The 20150-nt window shown below is 69.4% G+C and carries 9 protein-coding genes; 8 read left to right on the forward strand and 1 reads right to left on the reverse strand.

Annotation, left to right across the window (positions count from 1 at the left end; all coding sequences use genetic code 11):
• Window positions 1–168 precede the first annotated feature (168 nt).
• Window positions 169–528, reverse strand: a complete 360-nt coding sequence (locus NJ1_RS25925) for a DUF4254 domain-containing protein (RefSeq protein WP_067699081.1) — start codon at window positions 526–528, stop codon at window positions 169–171.
• Between the two features lie 274 nt (window positions 529–802).
• Here NJ1_RS25925 and NJ1_RS25930 point away from each other — a divergent pair, with 274 nt between their 5' ends.
• The 8 genes from NJ1_RS25930 (at window position 803) to NJ1_RS25965 (ending at window position 20145) form a co-directional block, all read left to right on the forward strand.
• Window positions 803–1675: a helix-turn-helix domain-containing protein gene (locus NJ1_RS25930; RefSeq protein WP_067698940.1), complete on the forward strand. Its 873-nt coding sequence runs from the start codon at window positions 803–805 to the stop codon at window positions 1673–1675.
• Window positions 1676–1821: 146 nt separating this feature from the next.
• On the forward strand, window positions 1822–2307 hold the full coding sequence (locus NJ1_RS25935) for an AMP-binding protein (RefSeq protein WP_067698942.1): 486 nt from the start codon (window positions 1822–1824) through the stop codon (window positions 2305–2307).
• Window positions 2308–2342: 35 nt separating this feature from the next.
• Window positions 2343–16352, forward strand: coding sequence for a non-ribosomal peptide synthetase (locus tag NJ1_RS40670; RefSeq protein ID WP_067698944.1), 14010 nt, complete (start codon window positions 2343–2345; stop codon window positions 16350–16352).
• Window positions 16349–17431, forward strand: coding sequence for an ATP-binding cassette domain-containing protein (locus NJ1_RS25945; RefSeq protein WP_281202160.1), 1083 nt, complete (start codon window positions 16349–16351; stop codon window positions 17429–17431). The genes NJ1_RS40670 and NJ1_RS25945 overlap by 4 nt, the downstream gene beginning before the upstream one ends.
• On the forward strand, window positions 17428–18261 hold the full coding sequence (locus NJ1_RS25950) for an ABC-2 transporter permease (RefSeq protein ID WP_067698946.1): 834 nt from the start codon (window positions 17428–17430) through the stop codon (window positions 18259–18261). Before NJ1_RS25945 ends, NJ1_RS25950 begins: the two co-directional genes overlap by 4 nt.
• A 1-nt stretch (window position 18262) precedes the next feature.
• Window positions 18263–19084 carry an ABC transporter permease gene (locus tag NJ1_RS25955; protein WP_067698948.1) on the forward strand — a complete coding sequence of 274 codons (822 nt, stop codon included), beginning with the start codon at window positions 18263–18265 and terminating at the stop codon, window positions 19082–19084.
• 79 nt (window positions 19085–19163) lie between these two features.
• The gene (locus NJ1_RS25960) at window positions 19164–19676 is read left to right on the forward strand and encodes a peroxynitrite isomerase (RefSeq protein WP_067698950.1); all 513 of its coding nucleotides are present in this window, start codon (window positions 19164–19166) and stop codon (window positions 19674–19676) included.
• Window positions 19677–19947: 271 nt separating this feature from the next.
• Window positions 19948–20145, forward strand: a complete 198-nt coding sequence (locus NJ1_RS25965) for a hypothetical protein (protein WP_067698952.1) — start codon at window positions 19948–19950, stop codon at window positions 20143–20145.
• Window positions 20146–20150 lie beyond the last annotated feature (5 nt).

Here is a 20150-nt window from a genome sequence, read left to right on the forward strand (position 1 = left end):
GACCACGCGGCACGCCGGGCGGGGCGCCCCGTTGCGCCCGCCGTCTCGAGGCGGGCGACGTCGCACGGCGCGAGTGGAGCTATTGGTCCGATAGCACTTCTCGGGTGACGTCACCGCGGGCGACAATGGTTCTGCGGCAATGCATCAATTGTGTCAATGCATTCAGAATCATTGTTCTGGCAAACGACGCCGGCCACCGGCCACGTCGATTACGAGATCAGTGTAGCCGTCCACGAGTTCGGCCAGGTGGTACCAGTGTTTATGGGTGTTGTCACTGGCAGCCCCCTCATGATCGATGACCTGGTTCGCCTCCACCCAACTCCGTGCCATGCGGTCGACCACCGCACCCAGACTTTCGGTGTGCAGGGCCGCACCGTTACGGTGTTGTGGCAGTTCCTGCTCCACCCAATCATTGATATCGTCAACGATTTCGCCTCGGCGACAATCGAGTTCGGATATGAACATGGGATCGCGTACTTGCGCGCGCCGTTCGTGCAGCTCGGCCAGAGCGTGCGCCGAGCGCAGCAGAACTCGATCTTGGAATCGTCGCCCCTGGAAGGCACAGAGCAATTGGGGAGCCGTCGGCAGTACGCCGGCTATCGACATGGTCATCGCAACTCTCCGCACGCGCCCGACAACATCACTAATCGCACCAACATGATTGGTCTCCGGATTCAGCTATACCGCTCATCGGATCGGTTGTTCACGAATAGGCTAGCTGGATCATGCTCTTACAAATGCAAGAACGCAATACTGCGTTCTGGCAAGTGCGCCAAGGGATGCGCCAGGGGAAAGGGTTGACATGGCAGGCAAGCGCACCGTGCTTACCGTCCGTTTGCGGCGCCTCGCGGCGATGCTCCACGAGATGCGCGAGACGGCCAACCTCAGCAAAGAAGTGGTCAGCGCCAAGACGGGCATCAACGTCACCACGCTGTATCGCATCGAGACCGCTCAGGCCAGACCGCAACGCCGCACGCTGACCGCGATGCTGGACCTCTACAACATCACCGAACCCGCACGTTCAGATGCCTTGCAGCTCCTGGTGGATGCGCTCCGACCAGGCATGGCGCGCTCGTACGAGGACGCGGTGTCGGAGGTCTACGGCGCCTACATCAACTTCGAGGCCGAGGCGCTCTCGGCGCGGTTCTTCCAGGCCACCTTCATCCCCGGCCTGCTGCAGACCGAGGCGTACGCCAACGCGGTGTACGAAACCTCGATGCCGAAGATCTCCGAACAGGTTCGCGAGCAACGCATTCGGGCGCGCACCGAACGCGCGGGCGTGCTCACCAAGGACGATCCGCTGGAGCTGTGGGTGGTGCTGGACGAAGCGGTCATCAAGAGACTCGTCGGCGGGCCGGACGTCATGCGCGATCAGTTCAGCCGCCTGCTCGACGACACCAACAAGCGGAACGTGATCCTGCAGATCCTGCCCTTCGACGCCGGCGCGCATCCGGGCATGCTCGGCTCGTTCACACTGCTGGACTTCCCGGACCCGGCGGATCCGGAGCTCGTGTACGTGGAGGGCATCGCCACCGACGAGCTCATCGAGGGACATCCGGAGGTCCGGCGCTACGGGGTGATGTTCGATCAGTTGCGGGCCATGGCCCTGAGCCCCCGCGACTCGATCAACATGATCCAGCAGACCATGGAGGAGCTCGGCAACCGGCCGATTTGATCTCGAACCCACCCTAGGTGGGCATTACCTCACCCTCGGATCGGTGATCGACAGCACTGAGGTCGCTGTCGGATCGAACCTCGGGCGGCGACAGTGGATACATACCAACAACACCACGAAGTCGCAGTTCCGAGAGGATGATATCGATGTGCAAGCCGGTCGAAACGCCCGTCGCCACACTCGTTCAGTTCCGAGCGAGCTCGCTGTCCGCCGCCTCTCGGACCACACAGCCCGTCGCGGCCGCTCCGGTGCGCACCCCTGCCGCCACCTCCGCCGACTGCGAGCTCACCCACGAGGAGCTCGAGCGCTGGTCCAACCGTATGGCCCGGATGCTGCTGCGGCTCGGAGCCCGCCCCGGCGTCCGCATCGCGATCGAGGCGACCCCCCAGCTCGAGACCGTCGTGGCTCGGCTCGCCATCAGCAAGACCGGCGCCACCCTGGTGCCGTTCACTACCGAATCCAGCGCTGCCCGTGTGGATTTCGGTATCACCACCAAGGAAGGCCGGGATCGGTTCTCCGATCGGGGCCACTGGCTCGTACTGGACGACCGATCGACTCTGGTCCAGTACCTGACCGGCTCCGACGCCCCGCTCACCGAGGCTGAACTCCACACGACGCGGAAGGCTTCCTGACCCCCGTCGTCCCACCAGTCGCAGGATGTTTCAGTATGGTTTCCCGCTCCACCCTGCCCGAATCCGCTCCCGCCCTGCCCGCCGCGGCGTTCGCCCTCTCCGCCGCTCAGCGAGGCATCTGGTTCGCCCAGCACCTCGCGGGTGACACTCCGATCTCGATCGCCCAGTACGTCGAGCTGACCGGTGCGATCGACGCCGTGATGCTGGCCGACGCGGCACGGCAGGCCGGGCGGGAGTTCGGCACCGGATATCTCCGCCTGGTCGAAATCGACGAGCTGCCTTGGCAACTCGTCGACACCACCCTCGACGATCCGATCGCGACGGTCGATCTGCGCGCCTCTCCCGATCCGGACGCCGCCGCACAGGCCTGGATGCGGGCGGAGTACACCGCGCCCCTGGACATGACCCGCGACCGGCTCTGCACGATGACCATGCTGCGCCTGGGCGAGGACCGGTGGCTGTGGTACTCGCGGTTCCATCACATCCTGCTCGACGGAGTCGGCGCGCTCACCATGCTGCAGCGCACCGGAGAGATCTACAACGCGGTCCTCAACGGCCGCGAGATTCCGCCCGGCAAGGCCGAGCCGCTCGCCCGCATCGTGGAAGCCGATGCGACATACCGGGATTCGGACCGACTGGCGGCCGATCGGGAGTACTGGCGCACCCATCTGGAGGGTATGCCGGAACCGGTCTGCCTCGGCCGGCGCACCGGCGCGGTGGACGCGCATCCCCGCCTGCTCAGCGGCGCCCTCCCCGACGCGACCGCGACCCTGCTGGATGCTGTCACCGCCGAACTCTCGACCAGCGCCGCACCCGTGGTGGTCGCCGCGTTCGCCGCCTACCTCGGCGCCATGACCGGCAGCGGGGAGATCGTGCTGAGCCTGCCGGTGTCCAGCCGCACCACCGCCACGCTGCGACGTTCGGGCGGCATGGTGGCCAATGTGGTGCCGCTGCGCCTGCGACCCGAGCCCACCGCCTCGGTGAGCGACCTGATCCGCGCCGCGCAGGGCGAGCTGACCGCGGCGCTGCGCCGGCAGCGCTACCGGCAGGAGGACATCGTCCGCGACCTCGGCTGGGCCATGGACGAGGTCGCCGGATTCGGTCCGACGGTCAACCTCATGCTCGCCGACACCCGCATCCGGCTCGGCGGGGTGACCGGGCGGCTCAACGTGCTCACCTCCGGGCTCATCGACGATCTGTTCGTCAACGTGTACCCCGGCGTGGGCGGCGAGCAGACCCACATCGATTTCCAGGCGAACCCGAATCGCTACGGAGACAGCGAACTCCAGACCCTGCACGCCAGGTTCCTGGATTTCCTGCACCGGTTCCTGGCGGGCGGCGCGCATGCCACGCTGTCCTCGGTGGCGGCGTTGACTCCCGCCGAACGCGCGGAGCTGGTGCCCGCGCGCGGACGCGACGGAACCCGGCCTCGCACCCTGCCCGACATCCTTTCCGCCGGAGCCGAACTCGCGCCCGGCGCCATCGCCATGCGCGCGGACGGGACCGCGTTCACCTACCGCGAGCTCACCGAATACTGCAATCGCCTCGCCCGGGTGCTGATCGGTGCGGGAGCGGGACCCGAACGGACCGTGGCGATTTCGATCCCGCGCTCGGCGGAGTCGGTGCTCGCCATGTGGGCGGTCGCGCAGACCGGTGCGGCGTTCGTGCCCATCGATCCGGGCTATCCGACCGACCGCATCGAACACATGATGAGCGACAGCGGCGTGGTCGCCGGCATCACCGTGGCGCAGGCGCGGGGAGCGCTGCCCGATCGGGTGCGATGGCTGGTCCTGGACGACCCGGGCACCGAGAGCGCGCTCGCGGGGGCCGATCCGGCCCCGGTGACCGATGCCGATCGCACGGCTCCCGTGCTGATCGACCAGCTCGCCTACCTGATCTACACCTCCGGGTCCACCGGTCTGCCCAAGGGCGTGGCCGTGACCCATCGCGGCCTGGCCAACCTGGTCAGCGGCTCGGGTGCGGCGTTCGGCGTCGGCTCCGATGCCGTCATGGCCCACGCCGTGTCGCCGAGTTTCGACATCTCGGTGGAGGAACTGCTGGTGGCGTTCGCGGTCGGGGCCACGGTCGCGGTGGTCCCGCCCGCCGCCTACGCGGGTGAGGATCTCGCGCGCGTGCTGCGTGCGCTGGAGGTCACGCACCTGAACGTGACCCCGGTGGTGGCCGGATCGCTGGATCCGGACTCACTGCCGCGGCTGCGCACGGTCGTGGTCGGCGGCGACTCCTGTCCACCGGAACTGCCGGTGCGCTGGGCCGGGCGCTCGGTACTCAACGGCTACGGGCCCACCGAGACCACGGTGACCGCGACCCTGAGCGCGCCGCTGGCGCCGGGTGAGCCGATCACCATCGGCGGGCCCGCGCGCGGGGTCAGCGCCGTCGTGCTCGATCCCTGGCTGCGGCCGGTCCCCCCGGGTGTGACGGGTGAGCTCTATCTGGGCGGCGCGGGCGTCGCACGCGGGTATCACCAGCGGATCGGGTTGACCGCGCAGCGCTTCATCGCCAGCCCGTTCGCGGCGGGCGAGCGCATGTACCGCACAGGCGATCTGGTGCGGTGGCGGCGGCACGGCCGCAGGCTGGAACTGGAGTTCGCCGGGCGCGGGGACACCCAGGTGAAGGTGCGCGGGTTCCGGATCGAACTCGGCGAGGTGGATGCGGCCGTGGCGCGGCATCCCGGCGTCGAGATGGCGGTCACGGTGGGCGCGAGCACTCCGGCCGGAGCGACGGCCCTGGTGGCGTACGTGCTCGCGACCGACGGCTCGGTCGATCCGGAGGCGGTGAAAGCGACTGTCGCTCAGCATCTTCCGGGTCATATGGTGCCCTCGGTCGTGATGGTGCTCGATACGCTGCCGCTCACGCCCGCGGGCAAGGTGGATCGCCGGGCGCTGCCCGAACCGGAGTTCCAGGTGCGGACCGGCGCCGGGCGCGCACCGGCCACCGAGCACGAGGTGGTGCTCGCCGGAATCTTCCGGCAGGTGCTCGGCGTCGAATCGGTGGGAGCCGACGACAATTTCTTCGCCCTGGGCGGTGACAGCATCGTCGCCATTCAGCTCGTGGCGCGCGCCAAGACCGCGGGACTGGGCCTGCGAGCACGGGACGTGTTCGAACACAAGACGGTCGCGGGCCTGGCCGCCGTGGCCACCGAGGTCACCGCCCTCGAGGTGCGGGAGCTCCCCGGCGGCGCGATCGGCCCGATCGCGCTGACCCCGATAGTGCACGCCATGCTCGACACCGGGGACACCTGGTCGCGCTATGCCCAGGCGGTGCTGATCCCACTCCCCCGCGACGTCGACCGCTCCCGCCTCGAACCCGCACTGCAGGCCCTGCTGGACCGCCACGACCTGCTGCGCAGCACACTCGCGCGGACCGGTGCACGGACCACGGCGCCATCCGGCGGCAATGACGGCCCCTCCCCGGCAAGTACCGCCGAGAGCGTGAACAGCGCTGCGGAACAACCACTTTCGACAAGCAGCGACTCGGCGTCGGGCGCCGAGGCCGCCATCGGGCACACACGGGGCAGCACCTCGGCCCAGGATCTGCGGGACAACCCGATCGCGGGCGACGGATCCGGCGGCGACGCGATGCCCGGATGGTCCGCGCCTACGCCGGAGTGGGAGTGGCGGGTCGGCGAGCCCGGATCGGTGCTCGCGGGATCGCTCATCGACATCGTCGGCGCCGAGTCGAATTCCGATGGGGAGTTCGAGTTGCAGCGAGCCGCCGATCTGCTGGATCCGGTGCGCGGGGTCGTGGTGCGATGCGTGCTGATCGAGCGTCGTGACGCCGGGCCGCTGTTGTGGGTCGTGCTGCACCACCTGGTGACCGACGGGGTGTCGTGGCGGATTCTGCTGCCGGATCTCGCGACCGCGTGGGCGGGCGGAGCGCTGCCCGCGGTGGGGACGTCGTTCCGGCGATGGGCGCACGCACAGGCCGAGCAGGCCGGCGCGCGAGCGGCGGAACTGCCGCTGTGGCAGCGGATCTCGCGGACACCGGATCCACTGCTGGGTTCGCGCGCGCTGGATCCGGCGCGCGACACCGCGGACACCATGCACCAGGTGCAGACCGTCATCGACGCCGACATCACCTCGGCGGCACTGGAACTCGTTCCGGAGCGGTTCCACTGCGGCGTGGACGACGCGCTGCTGACCGCGCTCGCCATGGCGTCCAGCCGCTGGCGGGGCACCGGACACACCCTGCTCACGCTGGAAGGCCACGGCCGCGAGGAGGCGATCCTGCCGGGCGCGGACATCGCCCGGACAATCGGGTGGTTCACCAGCGTGTATCCGGTCGGACTGGACCTGAGCGGAATCGATCTCGAGGACGCGTTCCGCGGCGGCGCGGCGGCCGGTGCGGCGCTCAAGACCGTCAAGGAGCAGTTGCGGGCGATTCCGGACAAGGGTGTCGGGTTCGGCATGCTGCGCTATCTGGACGCCGCGACGGCCCCCGAGCTCGCCGATGCCCCGACTCCACAACTGAGCTTCAACTATCTCGGGCGCACCGGGGCCGGCACGGGCGGCGCCGATGCGGCCGAAACACCGTGGCTGCCCAAACGATTCGCCGCCACCAACCACGATCGCGCACCGCTCGCCGCCGTCATCGACATCAATGCCTTCCAGACCGATGCCGGACTCGAGGTGACCTGGGCATACGCCGCGCGACTGGTGAACGAGGCCCGGGTCCGCGAGTTCGCGACGCTGTGGACGCAAGCGCTCGCGGCGCTGGCCACCCACGCGCGCGGTGCGGACGCGGGCGGGCACACCCCCTCGGACTTCCCGCTGATCACCCTGCGCCAGCACGACATCGAGAGCTGGGAGCTCGACTACCCGGACCTCGCCGATGTGTGGCCGCTCTCGCCGCTGCAGTACGGGCTGCTGTTCCACGCCCGGTACGACACCGATACCTCCGACGGGTACACGGTGCAGACCCGGCTGAGCCTGGCGGGCCGGGTGGATGCGAGCCGCCTGCTCGCCAACGCGCAGGCGCTGCTGAGTCGGCACGACGTGTTGCGGGTCGCCTTCGTGGAGACATCGGACGGGCCACGGCAGATCGTCGTCGGCGATGCCGAATTGCCATGGCAGGAAACCGATCTCACCGCCATCGACGAACCCGCCGAACGTCAGCGGGAGCTCGAGCGCCTGATCAGCGTGGACGCGGGCACCCGGTTCGACCTCGCGCGCCCGCCGCTGGTGCGGTTCAGCCTGATCCGTACCGACGCCGAGGCGTACACGCTGCTCATGACCAATCACCATCTGGTGCTCGATGGTTGGTCCACGCCGCTGGTGGTGCGGGAACTGCTGGCCGGATATCTGGCCGCGGTCACCGGGCACGAACTGCCCGTCGCACCCGTGCACTCCTATCGTGAATTCCTGTCCTGGCTGGGTGATCAGGACGAGGCCGAGTCCATGGCCGTCTGGGCCGACGCGCTGGCCGGAGTCGATTCCCCGACGCGCGCGGTACCCAGCCTCGCCGGGATCAGCTCCACCGAATCCGGCATGGTCTCGGTCGATTTCGACTCCGAGTCGCTGGGCCGGCTGGAACGGACGGTCCGCACGGCGGGCGCGACGGTGAACACCGGCGTGCAGGCCGCGTGGGCGCTGCTGCTGGCCATGCTGACCGGCCGCACCGATGTGGTGTTCGGCGGCACAGTGTCCGGACGGCCGCCGCAGCTGACCGGTGTGGAGGACATGGTCGGGCTGTTCATCAACACGCTGCCGGTGCGGGTGCGGCTGAATCCGGCCGAACCGGTGGGTGAACTGCTTGCTCGCGTGCAGAGCGAGCAGTCCCGGCTGCTGGATCATCAGCACGTCGGACTGGCCGCGATCCACCGTGCGGTCGGGTTGCCGGAGCTGTTCGACACCCTCACCGTGTTCGAGTCCTACCCGATCGATCGCGAGACCCTGTCGCAGGCACTCGATATCGCGGGCATGCGGATCCTCGACGTGGAGGGAACGGACGCCACCCCGTATCCGCTGAACCTCATGGTGATTCCGCAGCGCGCCGCAGACGGAGCCGAAAGTCTGCGCATCACCATCAAATTCATGGCCGACGAGCTGCCCGAGGCCGGCGCGCGACGGCTGCTGGACCGCTTCGTGCACCTGCTCACCCAGATCGCGGAGCACCCCGATCACCGGGTCGCCCGGCTGCAGCACTGTGAGCCCGCCGAACGCCGGGTGCTGCTGCCGGTCCGGGGCGGCGACCCCGTCCCGCTGCGCACGCTGCCCGACATCCTGGCCGCCGGAGCACGGGTGAACCCGGATGCCATCGCCGTCAGCTCCGACACCCTGACCATGTCGTATCGCGATCTGGATGCCTGGTCCAACCGTTTCGCCCGGCTGCTGCTGCGCCGCGGCGTGCGCCGGGAGATGTTCGTGGTGCTCGCCCTGACCCGGTCGGTGGAATCGGTGGTGGCGGTGTGGGCGCTGGCCAAGACCGGTGCGGCCTTCCTGCCCCTGGACCCCAACTATCCGGTCGAGCGGATCGAGCACATCCTCTCCGATTCGCGCGCGCCGATCGGCGTGACGGTGTGCTCGGTGGGCGAAACCCTGCCCGGCACCATCGACTGGCTGCTGCTGGACGACCTCAACACCATTCGCCGCGTCATGACGGTGTCCGACGCACCGATCACCGACGCGGAGCGCGGCGGCCCGATCACGCTGGGTCAGGTCGCCTACCTGATCTACACCTCCGGCTCGACCGGCAAGCCCAAGGCCGTACTGCTGAGTCATCGCGGCCTCGCGAATCTCGCTGCCTCCCAGCAGTTCCTGCTCGATCTGGACGAGACCTCCAGCACCCTGCAGGTCGCCTCGCCCAGCTTCGACGCCTCGGTGCACGAACTGCTCATGGCGCACGGCGCGGGTGGGCGGCTGGTGCTCTCGCCGCCCGATGTGTACGGCGGCAGCGAACTCGAAGAGCTCATGCGCACCGAACGGGTGACCCACGCGGTGATCACGCCGTCGGTGCTGGCCACCATGAACCCGCACGGGCTCGCCGAACTGCGCTGCCTCTCGGTCGCCGGTGAGGCCGCCGGGGCCGAGCTGGTGGCCGCCTGGTCCGCCGGGCGGCGCATGGTGAACCTGTACGGCCCCACCGAATTCAGCGTCTGGGCGACCGGGCCGGGCGAACTGCGCGCGGGTGAGCTGATCACCATCGGCGCACCGATTCGCGGTGCGGCGGCCATGGTGCTGGACACCTGGCTGCGACCGGTGCCCCTGGGCGTGACCGGTGAGCTCTATCTGGCGGGACCGGCGCTGGCGCGCGGCTACTTCAACCGATTCGGTTTGACCGCAGCACGTTTCGTCACCAATCCGTACGGCGCACCCGGAACCCGCATGTACCGCACCGGCGATATGGTGCGCTGGGTCGAGGTCAAGGGACCCGATGGCGTTGTGCTGGAGCTGGAATACCAGGGCCGCAGCGACTTCCAGGTCAAGATCCGCGGGCTGCGCATCGAACTCGGCGAGATCGACGCGGTGCTCGCGGCGGACGAACAGGTCGAATACGCCGCCACCATCGGATGCCCCGGCCCCACGGGACAAACGGTGCTCGTGTCCTACGTGGTCGGGATGTCCGGGGAGCCGCTGGACACCGAGCTGCTGCGCACCCGCGTCGCGGCCTCGCTGCCCGGGTACATGGTGCCGAGCTACATTCTCGAACTCGACGAGGTGCCGCTCACACCGGTCGGCAAACTCGACCGCAATGCCCTGACCCCACCGGATTTCAGCAGTCTGCTGGAGCGGTACCTCGCACCGCGCACGCCGGTGGAGACGGCGGTGGCCGAGGTGTTCGCCGAGGTCCTCGGCGCCGAGCGGGTCAGCATCGACCGCTCCTTCTTCGAGCTCGGCGGCAACTCGCTCAGTGCCACCCGGGTGGTGGCGCGCGTCAATGCCGCGCTTGGCGCGACCGTCGCACTGCGCGATCTGTTCGACGCACCGACGGTCGCACAGCTCTCGGCCCGGGTGATTCCGGCCGGGGACACCGCCGGACGCACCGCACTCGCACCGCGAATCCGCCCGGACCGGGTCCCGCTCTCCCCCGCGCAGCAACGCATGTGGGTGCTCAACCGCCTCGACCCGACCTCGGCGGCCTACAACATCACCGTGGCGCTGCGCCTGACCGGCGAGCTGGATCCGCACGCGCTGCGCCTGGCCGTCGCGGATGTGGTCGCCCGGCACGAAACCCTGCGCACCATCTACCCGGCCGATGCGGACGGACCGCGCCAGGTGGTGGTGAGCGTGGACGCGGCAGCGCCGACCATGCGAGTGGTGGACTCGAACGACGGTGCGGCCCTGCGTGATCGGATCGAGGAACTGACCGGCGCCGGATTCGATCTCACTCGCGAAGCCCCGCTCCGTGTGGGCCTGATCCGGATCACCGGAGGAGACCCGGACGCTCGATTCGGTCCGCCCGGATGGGAGGGCGAGATCACCGCGTCCCGGCACGCCATCGTGCCGATGCCTCCCGAGAATGCCGGAGCCGCACCGTATTCGGACCGCCGCGCGGGAGCACCGGCCTGGTCGCCGGTGGAGTCGCCGAATCGGGAGCAGCCGGGAGCCCCCGCGCGGGGATCCATCGGCTGGCGACCGGCCGGACCGCCGAATCCACCGCGCGAGGGATCCCGCGGCTGGGCGCCCGCTGGACCCGTCGGCCGTCCGCCCATGGCACGGCCCGGCCCGGCACCGGCCGGCGGCGCACCCGCGAGATCGGGTGCGACCGCCGGGGCATCACCGGTCCGGCCGGATTCGATGCGGTCGGCCCGCGCCTCGGACGCACGGCCGAACGACGCGGCGGTCGTGCCGCATTCGCACGCACATCCCGAGGCCGGGGTCACGGGCCGGAAAGCGCGGGGGCACAGCGCGCCTGCGGTGCATGTCGTCGTGCTGGTGGTGCATCACATCAGCGCGGACGGGACGTCGATGGCGCCGCTGGCGACCGATCTCATGGCTGCGTATCTGGCTCGGCGAGGTGGGGACGCGCCGGAGCGGGAGCCGCTGCGGGTGCAGTACGCGGACTACTCGCTGTGGCAACGCGAGCTGCTCGGGGACGACAAGGACGCCGACTCCGTCGCGGCGCGGCAGATTCGGTACTGGACCGAGCGGCTCGCCGCGACGCCCGATGTGCTGGAACTCCCGACCGATCGGCCGCGACCGGCGGTGCAGAGCATGCGCAGCGCGGATCTGAAGTTCACCATCGACACCCAATTGCACAGTGCCCTCACCCGAGTGGCGACGGACACCGACACCAGCCTGTTCATGGTCGTGCACGCCGCCTTGGCGGTGCTGCTCTCGCGCTTGGCCGGCACCCCCGACGTCCTGATCGGCACCGCGATCGCGGGCCGGGGCGAGGCCGCGCTGGACGATCTGGTCGGGATGTTCGTCAATACGCTGGCGCTGCGCACACCGGTCGATCCGGGTGCTGACTTCCGCGAGTTCCTGGCAGCGGTGCGCACCTCGGATCTGGATGCCTTCGCACATGCGGACGTGCCGTTCGAGCGCCTGGTGCAGGTGCTCGATCCACCGCGCTCCACCGCGCACCATCCGCTGTTCCAGGTGTCGCTGTCGCTGCAGAACTTCAGCACGCCGAGTCTCGAATTCCCCGGTCTGCGAGTGGATGTCGAGCCGATCTCCCGCGATTCGGCGCAGTTCGACCTCACCTTCGACCTGCGCGATCCGGGAACGGAGAACGCCGGGCTGGAGGGCGTGCTGAGCTATGCGGTCGATCTGTTCGACCGGACCGGCGCGGCGCGGCTGCTGGCGCGGTGGCGGCGCGTGCTGCTGGCCGTCAGCGCCGATCCCGATGTCCGGATCTCCGATATCGATCTGCTGGACGAGGCCGAGCGCGCCGCACTGGTGCCGGTGCGCGGGGCGCGCGGTTCCGGGGTCACCACCCTGGCCGAGCTGCTGACCGCCACCGCGACGACGCGGCCGGATCATCCGGCCATCGTCGCGGATGGGCGCAGCATCAGCTACTGGGACCTGTACACCGACTCCGATCAGCTCGCCGAATTGCTGGCCGCCTCCGGCGCAGGGCCGGAAACCGTGGTGGCCCTTGCCCTTTCCCGGGGACCGGAGCTGCTGACCGCTCTGTGGGCGACCGCGAAGACCGGGGCCGCCTTCCTGCCCATCGATCCGCGTCTCCCGCTCGAGCGGATGGATCACATGCTCGCCGACTCCGCGGCGGTGCTGGGCATCACCACCTCCACGCACCGCCCGCTGCTGCCCGAGGGCACCCGCTGGCTGGTGCTGGATCAGCTCGACTCGGCCCAGGAGCTGGCGATGGGCCGCACCGGCACCCTCGCGCTGGACGATCACCTGTCCGGTGGAGTCGGGATCGGGCCGAATCCCGCCACCCGCCCGGAGAATCCGGCCTGGCTGATCTACACCTCGGGCTCGACCGGCACACCCAAGGGCGTGTCGGTATCGCATCGCGGCATCGCCGATCTCGTTGCGGCACAGCGTCATCAGCTCGGACTGAACCACACCTCACGGGTGCTGCAGGTCGCCTCACCGAGTTTCGACGCCTCCGCCTTCGAGGCGCTGATGGCATTCGGGGCGGGCGGCACCGCGATCGTGGCGCCGCCGGACGTGTTCGGCGGGGACTCCCTGGCCGAACTGATCGTCCGTGAGCAGGTCACCCATCTGGTGATCACCCCGTCCGCGCTCGCCACCATGGATCCCGAGGTGGTCACCAGCGTGCGGGTGCTGGCCGTCGCCGGGGAGGCCATCGGTCCGGAGCTGGTGGAGCGCTGGGCGCCCGGCCGGATGCTGGTGAACCTGTACGGGCCCACCGAATTCACCATCTGGGCGACCTGTTCCGAGCCGCTGCGGCCCGATCGCCCGGTCACCATCGGCCGGCCGATTCGCGGGGCCGCCACTCTCGTGCTGGACGACCGGCTGCGACCGGCGCCGATGGGCGTGGCCGGAGAACTGTATCTGGCCGGGCCCGCCCTGGCGCGCGGCTATCACGCCCGGCCCGGGCTCACCGCCGCCCGCTTCGTCGCCGATCCGTACGGCGCGGCGGGCGAACGGATGTACCGCACCGGCGATCTGGTCCGCTGGACCGGAACCCTGACCTCCCCACGCCTGGAATACCTGGGCCGCACCGACTTCCAGGTGAAGGTGCGCGGACAGCGCATCGAGCTCGGTGAGATCGACGCGGTGCTCGCCCAGGCCGAGGGCGTCGATTTCGCTGTCACCCTGGGTGTTTCCGGTCCGGGCGGCGCCACGGCATTGGCCGCCTATCTGCTGCCCGCGCCCGGCGCCGTGATCGATCTCGCGACCGTGCGCAACCACGCGGCCGACCGGCTGCCGGGGTACATGGTGCCCTCGGCGTTCGTGGTGCTGGAGGCCATCCCGCTCACCGCGGTGGGCAAGCTGGATCGAAAAGCGCTGCCGGAACCGGTGTTCGAGGCCGAGACCGAGTATCGCGCGCCCTCCACTCCGAGTGAGACCGCGCTCGCGGAGATCGTGGCCGAACTGCTCGGCCGCGAACGGGTCGGCGTGCACGACTCGTTCTTCGCGCTCGGCGGCGACAGCATTCTGGCCATCCAGCTGGTGTCCCGGGCACGACTGCGCGGGCTGGAACTGAGCCCCCTGCAGGTCTTCGAGCATCGCACCGTCGCCGCGCTCGCCGCACTCGCGGACAGCGCCGGTGCGGCCGTGGTGCTCGAGGAACTGCCCGGCGGCGGAGTGGGCGATCTGCCGCTCACCCCGATCATGCGGTGGATGACCGAACGCGGCGGGGACTTCGGCCGCTTCGCGCAGACCGCCGTTCTGGACCTGCCGCCCGGCATCACCCGCGCACAGGTCCTCGCCACCCTCACCGCCGTGGTGGACCGTCACGACGCCCTGCGCGCGTACCTGGTCCCCGCGAGCGGGAATCCGCAGCGGCCCGGCGACCCTCGTCCGAACCCCGGCGAGGTGCGTGAGCCGCGGTTGCACGTCCGCGCACCGGGCGAGGTGGATGTGGATGCCCTGCTGTACCGGATCGAGTTCGACACCGACGACACCCTCGAATTGCGCGAGTACGCGATCAGCGAGGTCGACTCGGCGCTCGAGCGGCTCGATCCGGCAGCCGGCACGGTCATGCAGCTGGTCTGGTTCGATCCGGCGGGCGGCTCGGCGGCCGGTCGCGGCGGCCGATTGATCCTGGTGGCCCACCACCTCGTGATAGACGGTGTGTCCTGGAGGATTTTGATCCCGGACCTGATCGCCGCCTGGGCCCAGGTCTCCGGGGGCGCCGAACCGGTGCTTCCCGAGACCGGCACGTCGCTGCGGCGGTGGGCGCACGCGCTGCACGACGAGGCGCACAGCCCGGCGCGAGTGGCCGAGCTCGAGCACTGGCGCGCGCTGGCGCAGGCGCCGGATCCGCTCGTCGGCGCGCGCGAACTCGACCCCGCGATCGACCGGGTCGGCGCGGTGCGCGCGGTGGACATCGAGCTTCCCGAACCGGTGACCACGGCGCTGCTGACCACCCTGCCCGCACTGTTCGACGGGACCGTCGAGGACGCACTGCTGGCGAGCCTGGCCCTGGCCGTGACCCATTGGCGGACACTGCGATTCCACTCCTGGAGCGATGCGGGCACGGGCACTGACCCGGTGCTGATCCGGCTCGAGGGGCACGGCAGACAGCAGGAGATCGTGCCCGGCGCGGATCTCTCGCGCACCATCGGCTGGTTCACCACGCTCTACCCGATGCGCCTGGATCTGCCCGAGCTCGAGGTGAGCGAGGCACTCGCGGGCGGCCCCGCCATGGGCGCGGCCATTCGCGCGGTCAAACACCAACTGCTCGCGGTTCCGGACCGGGGCATCGGATTCGGTCTGCTGCGGTACCTCAATGCCGACACCGCGGCCGAACTCTCCGGGCGCATCCCCGGCCGGATCGGCTTCAACTACCTCGGCCGCTACGCGACGGCGGACATTCCCGCGGGGCTGGAGGGGCTGGGCTGGCTGCCGACCGACAAGTTCGGCGACCTGCGCGCCACCGAACATCCGAGTGTTCCGGTGCAGGCCGAGATCGAGATCAACGCCGTCGTGGTCGGGGACCGCCTGCAGGCCACCTTCACCTATCCCGACACCCTGCTGCGCCGCGCGGAGGTCTCGGCGCTGGCACAGCTGTGGACCGAAGCACTCACGGCCGCAGCTGATTTCGCCTCCACCCCCGCCGCCCGAGAGGCCGCCGAGGATGAGGCGCGCTATCTGGCCGAGCAACGCGAAGCCGTCGAACTCGCTGCGATACAGGAGGATTCACCGCCCGGACTTGGCCTGGACGTGGTGCTGCCCATCCGTCCCGGCGGCGTGAAACCCGCCCTGTTCTGCATCCACCCGTCCTCGGGCATCGCCTGGACCTACCTCGGCCTCGCCGACGCCATGAAGCCGGGCCGCCCGATCTACGGCCTGCAGGCCCCGGATCTGTCCGGCGCCCCGCACGCGGTCAGCATCGACGATTTCGCCGAACGCTACGTCCGAGAGATCCGCCGCCTGCAACCCGACGGCCCGTATCACCTGCTGGGCTGGTCGTTCGGCGGGCTCATCGCACACGGCGTCGCCGCCAAGTTGGCGGCGGCGGGCGCGGAGGTCGGCACCCTCGCGCTGCTCGACGCGGACAGCACCGATATCGACGGCGGCGCCATCGAGAAACTCACCGCCGGTTCCTTCGTCGCGGCCTTCGGCTCGGTCTTCGGCATCCCCGATCTGCCGCCCGAGGCCACCGCCGAGCAGGCCGCCGGACTGATCCGCGAACGAATGGGCGGCGTGGAACTGGTGGACGCCGCCACCCTGGAACGCATGGCCGCCTCCTACAACGCCTCGGCTGATACCCGCACCGGCTATCAGCGCCCGGTATATCGCGGCGACGCACTGTATTTCAGTGCGACCGTGGATACCTCGGACATCTTCGGACCGGCGGGCTGGGCACCCTTCATCACCGGTGAGATCAGCAACCACGACCTCGAGGTCACCCACGACGAACTGACCGCTCCGCATGCGCTCGCGGTCATCGCACGAATCCTCGACGAACACCTGGGAGGGACACAGTGACCGCCAATACCGAAACAGTGAACACCGAACTCGCCGGCGGCGACCTGGTCGACGGCGTCGTCGTCGAGGGCGTCGAGAAGTCGTTCGGAGCCGTGAAAGCCTTGCGCGGCATCACCTTCAGGGCCGCGCACGGCGAGGTGCTCGGCATCCTGGGCCCCAACGGCGCGGGCAAGACCACCATGGTCAATGTGCTGTCCACCCTCATCGCGCCCGACAGCGGCCGAGCCGAGGTCGCCGGGCACGACGTGGTCACCGCGGCGGCCGACGTGCGCCGCAGCATCATGCTGACCGGTCAGTTCGCCGCCCTCGACGACGCGCTCAGCGGCTACGAGAACCTGGTCATGTTCGGCAGGCTCATGGGCCTGCGCAAACGCGCCGCGCGCGCCCGCGCCGACGAACTGATCACCGAATTCGATCTCACCGATGCCGCGACCCGGCGCGTGGGCACCTACTCCGGCGGTATGCGCCGTCGCATCGACATCGCCTGCGGCCTGGTGGTGCGACCCGAGGTGGTGTTCCTGGACGAACCCACCACCGGCCTGGATCCCCGTAGCCGCCAAGGAGTCTGGGATCTGGTCGCCGGATTCCGCAAGCACGGCATCACCACGTTGCTGACCACCCAGTACCTCGAAGAGGCCGACGCGCTGTGCGACCGCATCATCGTGATCGACCACGGCGTGGTCATCGCCGAGGGCACCGCCGACGAACTCAAGGCCCGCACCGGCGGCAGCTACTGCGAGATCGTCCCGATGCGCACGCAGGACCTCGACGCCATCGCCGACGCCCTGGGCGATCTCCTGCCCACCGCGAATCGTGAAGCGCTGAACGAGGATTCGGACAGCCTGGCCATACCCGCCCCCAGGGGCGCGAAAACGCTCGCCGAGGCGCTGCGCCGGCTCGACAGCGCCGGACTGGAATTGGTCGACATCGCGCTGCGACGGCCCTCGCTCGACGATGTCTTCCTGCAGCTCACCGGACACCGCGCCGAACCCGAGGGGGCGCCGGAAGAACTGTCGCCACTGGACATCAGCGTGCGACGCAGGCTCGCGGCGCCCACCGACGGAAAGGCTCGGCCATGACCGCCGCCACCGCCGACAATGCCGGCTGGCTCACCTCCGCCCGCGCCACCCCCGCCACGCTGCGGCAGTGGTGGGTGCTCACGGTGCGCCTCATCGTGCCCTCGATCACGACCGGCGAGATCCTCACGGCCATCGCCGCGCCCGCCACCTTCACGATCAGTTTCTACATCCCGCTCAATCGCATAATGTCCTTCGCCGGAACGGGATTCAGCAGCTACGCGCAATTCATGACACCCATCGTGATCCTGCAGGCGGCCGCGTTCACCGCCATCTCCGCGGCGTTCCGCGCCGCCACCGATATGGTCTCGGGCCTGGACCGCCGATTCGACGCCATGCCCATGCATCCGCTGGTTCCCACCGCGGCGCGCTTGTCCGCCAATGTGTTCCGGCTGGTGATCGGGCTCATCTCGGCGCTGATCTGCACGCATTTCATCGGGTTCCGCTTCGAGGGCCCGGCCTCGCACACCATCGGGTTCGTGCTGCTGGGCCTGCTGATCGGCATCGCCTTCAGCCTCGGCGCGGATGTCATCGGCACGGTGACCAAGAGCCCCGAGGCCACCACCCAGATGCTGGTGCTGCCGCCGCTGATCCTCGGCATGCTCTCCACCGGTCTGGCCCCGGCCACCCAATTCCCGCATTGGGTACAGCCTTTCGTGCGCAATCAGCCGGTCTCGCAGTTCGCGTACGGGCTGCGCGCCCTGGGCGGTGACTCGCTCGGCCACGCCGGCGAGGTCACCTGGGCGCTGATGACCCCGCCGCTGCTGTGGGCCGCCGCCATCATCGTGGTGTCGCTGTATTTCACCGTCCGGCTGAACATGAAGAGGTCGTGACATGGCCACCATCGAACGCACTGATCCGTCCGACACCCTCATGTTCAGCGAGTCCTCGGTCCCGGCGCTGTTGCGCCACACCTGGATTCAGACCCAGCGCCTGCTCGTGCGCTGGGTCCGCGACCCGATCACCCTGCTGGAAACCCTGATCGTCCCGTGCCTGCTGCTGCTCATGCTCGACATCGTGGTGGGCTCACCGATCGAGAAGTTCTCCGGGCACAGCGCCCTCTACGGCTCGGTGCCCATGGTGACCCTGGTGGGCGCGCTCTCGGGCACCGTCGCCTCGGGCGTCATGCTCGGGCGCGAACGCGATGCCGGACTGCTCGCCCGCCTCTGGGTGCTGCCCGTGCACCGCGCCTCCGGACTGGCGGCCCGGATCGTCGCGGAGGGGTGCCGGATCCTGGCGGGCACGATCATCATCATCTGCTTCGCCACGGCACTGGGCTTCCGATTCCGGCAGGGTCCGCTGGCCGCGTTCGCGATGCTGTGGATTCCGGTGCTGTTCGGCCTGGCGTTCGCGACCATGGTCACCGCCATCGCCGTGTTCACCGCCAAGTCCACCCTGGTGGAGGCCATCGCGATCCTGTCCTCGCTGCTGATGTTCTTCAGCACCGGTTTCGTTCCGCTGGGGGCGTACCCGGAGTGGATTCAGCCCGTGGTCCGGCATCAGCCCATGTCGGTCGCGGTCGACACCATGCGGGCGCTGGCCGAGGGCGGACCACTGGCCGGACCGCTGGCACAGACCCTGCTGTGGTCCTTCGGCGCGATCGCGGTGTTCGCGCTGCCCGCCGGATACGGCTATCGCCGGGCCAGTCGCCGCTGACTCGGGCGATCCAGGCCCCTGGCCGGAAATACCGGCCCCGGCGCGCGTCGTCCGACCACCGGGCGGCGCGAGTCGGATTATGCTGGCCGCCGTGCTCGAACCCCAGCCGACCATCGCACCCCATCCCGATATCGCTCACCTCGCTCCGCTGCTGGGTACCTGGCGCGGACGCGGGCAGGGTGAGTATCCGACCATCGAGTCGTTCGAATATCTGGAGGAGGTGCATTTCGGCCATGTCGGCCGGCCGTTCCTCACCTACCGCCAGCGCACCCGCTCGGTGGACGGCAGCCGGCCGATGCACAGCGAGACCGGATACCTGCGCGCGCTCGGCGAGAACCGCATCGAGCTGATCCTGGCGCATCCCACCGGGATCACCGAGATCTGCGAGGGCAAGCTCGTCGCCGAGGGCGATTCGCTGCGCATCGAGCTGGATTCGACCACGATCGGCCGCAGCAGCACCGCCAAGTCGGTGACCGCCCTGGGCCGCAGCCTCGCCGTCGACGGCGACACCCTCAGCTACACGGTCCGGATGGCCGCGGTGGATCAGCCGCTGCAGCACCATCTCGCCGCGACCATGCGGCGCGAGAACTGACCCGACTCACCGCTCGACCCGGCACGCGGTCCCCGCGCGCACGAAAACTCCGCGTGAAACGCAAATTAACTTCTGGCAGCCCATCCCAGATGTGACCTGCGGCACTTCCGTTCACAATGAGTGCTGCGTCACACTCGGGGGTTGCCCGAAACCGGAGGGTCGGTTTACCGTTTCTGTCTGTTGGCAAACACTCGGCCAACCCTCATGAGCACCGGATATCCGACAGACCGTTCGGGCGTCCCGACTCATCCCCTCAACAAGGGAGTAGGACATGAAGCGTTCGGCCCTTCTGCTACTCACCACCGCGGGCATGATCCTCGCCGGCGCGGGCGTCACCGAAATGCTCGGCGACGCAACCGAAGCGACGCCCTCGGCAACTCTGGCTCAACAGCGATTCGTCGCCCAGCCCGTCTCCGGAGAAATCCTGCACTCCTCCTGCGTTCTCGGCCCGGCTCCGGCAGATCGCTGACTCGA

This window comes from Nocardia jejuensis NBRC 103114 (assembly GCF_001613145.1).
GTDB classification, from domain to species: Bacteria; Actinomycetota; Actinomycetes; order Mycobacteriales; family Mycobacteriaceae; genus Nocardia; species Nocardia jejuensis.

Coding starts and splice junctions, on each gene's coding strand:
- NJ1_RS25930 (WP_067698940.1), top strand. CDS start 803: ATGGCAGGCAAGCGCACCGTGCTTACCGTCCGTTTGCGGCGCCTCGCG.
- NJ1_RS25935 (WP_067698942.1), top strand. CDS start 1,822: ATGTGCAAGCCGGTCGAAACGCCCGTCGCCACACTCGTTCAGTTCCGA.
- NJ1_RS40670 (WP_067698944.1), top strand. CDS start 2,343: ATGGTTTCCCGCTCCACCCTGCCCGAATCCGCTCCCGCCCTGCCCGCC.
- NJ1_RS25950 (WP_067698946.1), top strand. CDS start 17,428: ATGACCGCCGCCACCGCCGACAATGCCGGCTGGCTCACCTCCGCCCGC.
- NJ1_RS25955 (WP_067698948.1), top strand. CDS start 18,263: ATGGCCACCATCGAACGCACTGATCCGTCCGACACCCTCATGTTCAGC.
- NJ1_RS25960 (WP_067698950.1), top strand. CDS start 19,164: ATGCTGGCCGCCGTGCTCGAACCCCAGCCGACCATCGCACCCCATCCC.
- NJ1_RS25965 (WP_067698952.1), top strand. CDS start 19,948: ATGAAGCGTTCGGCCCTTCTGCTACTCACCACCGCGGGCATGATCCTC.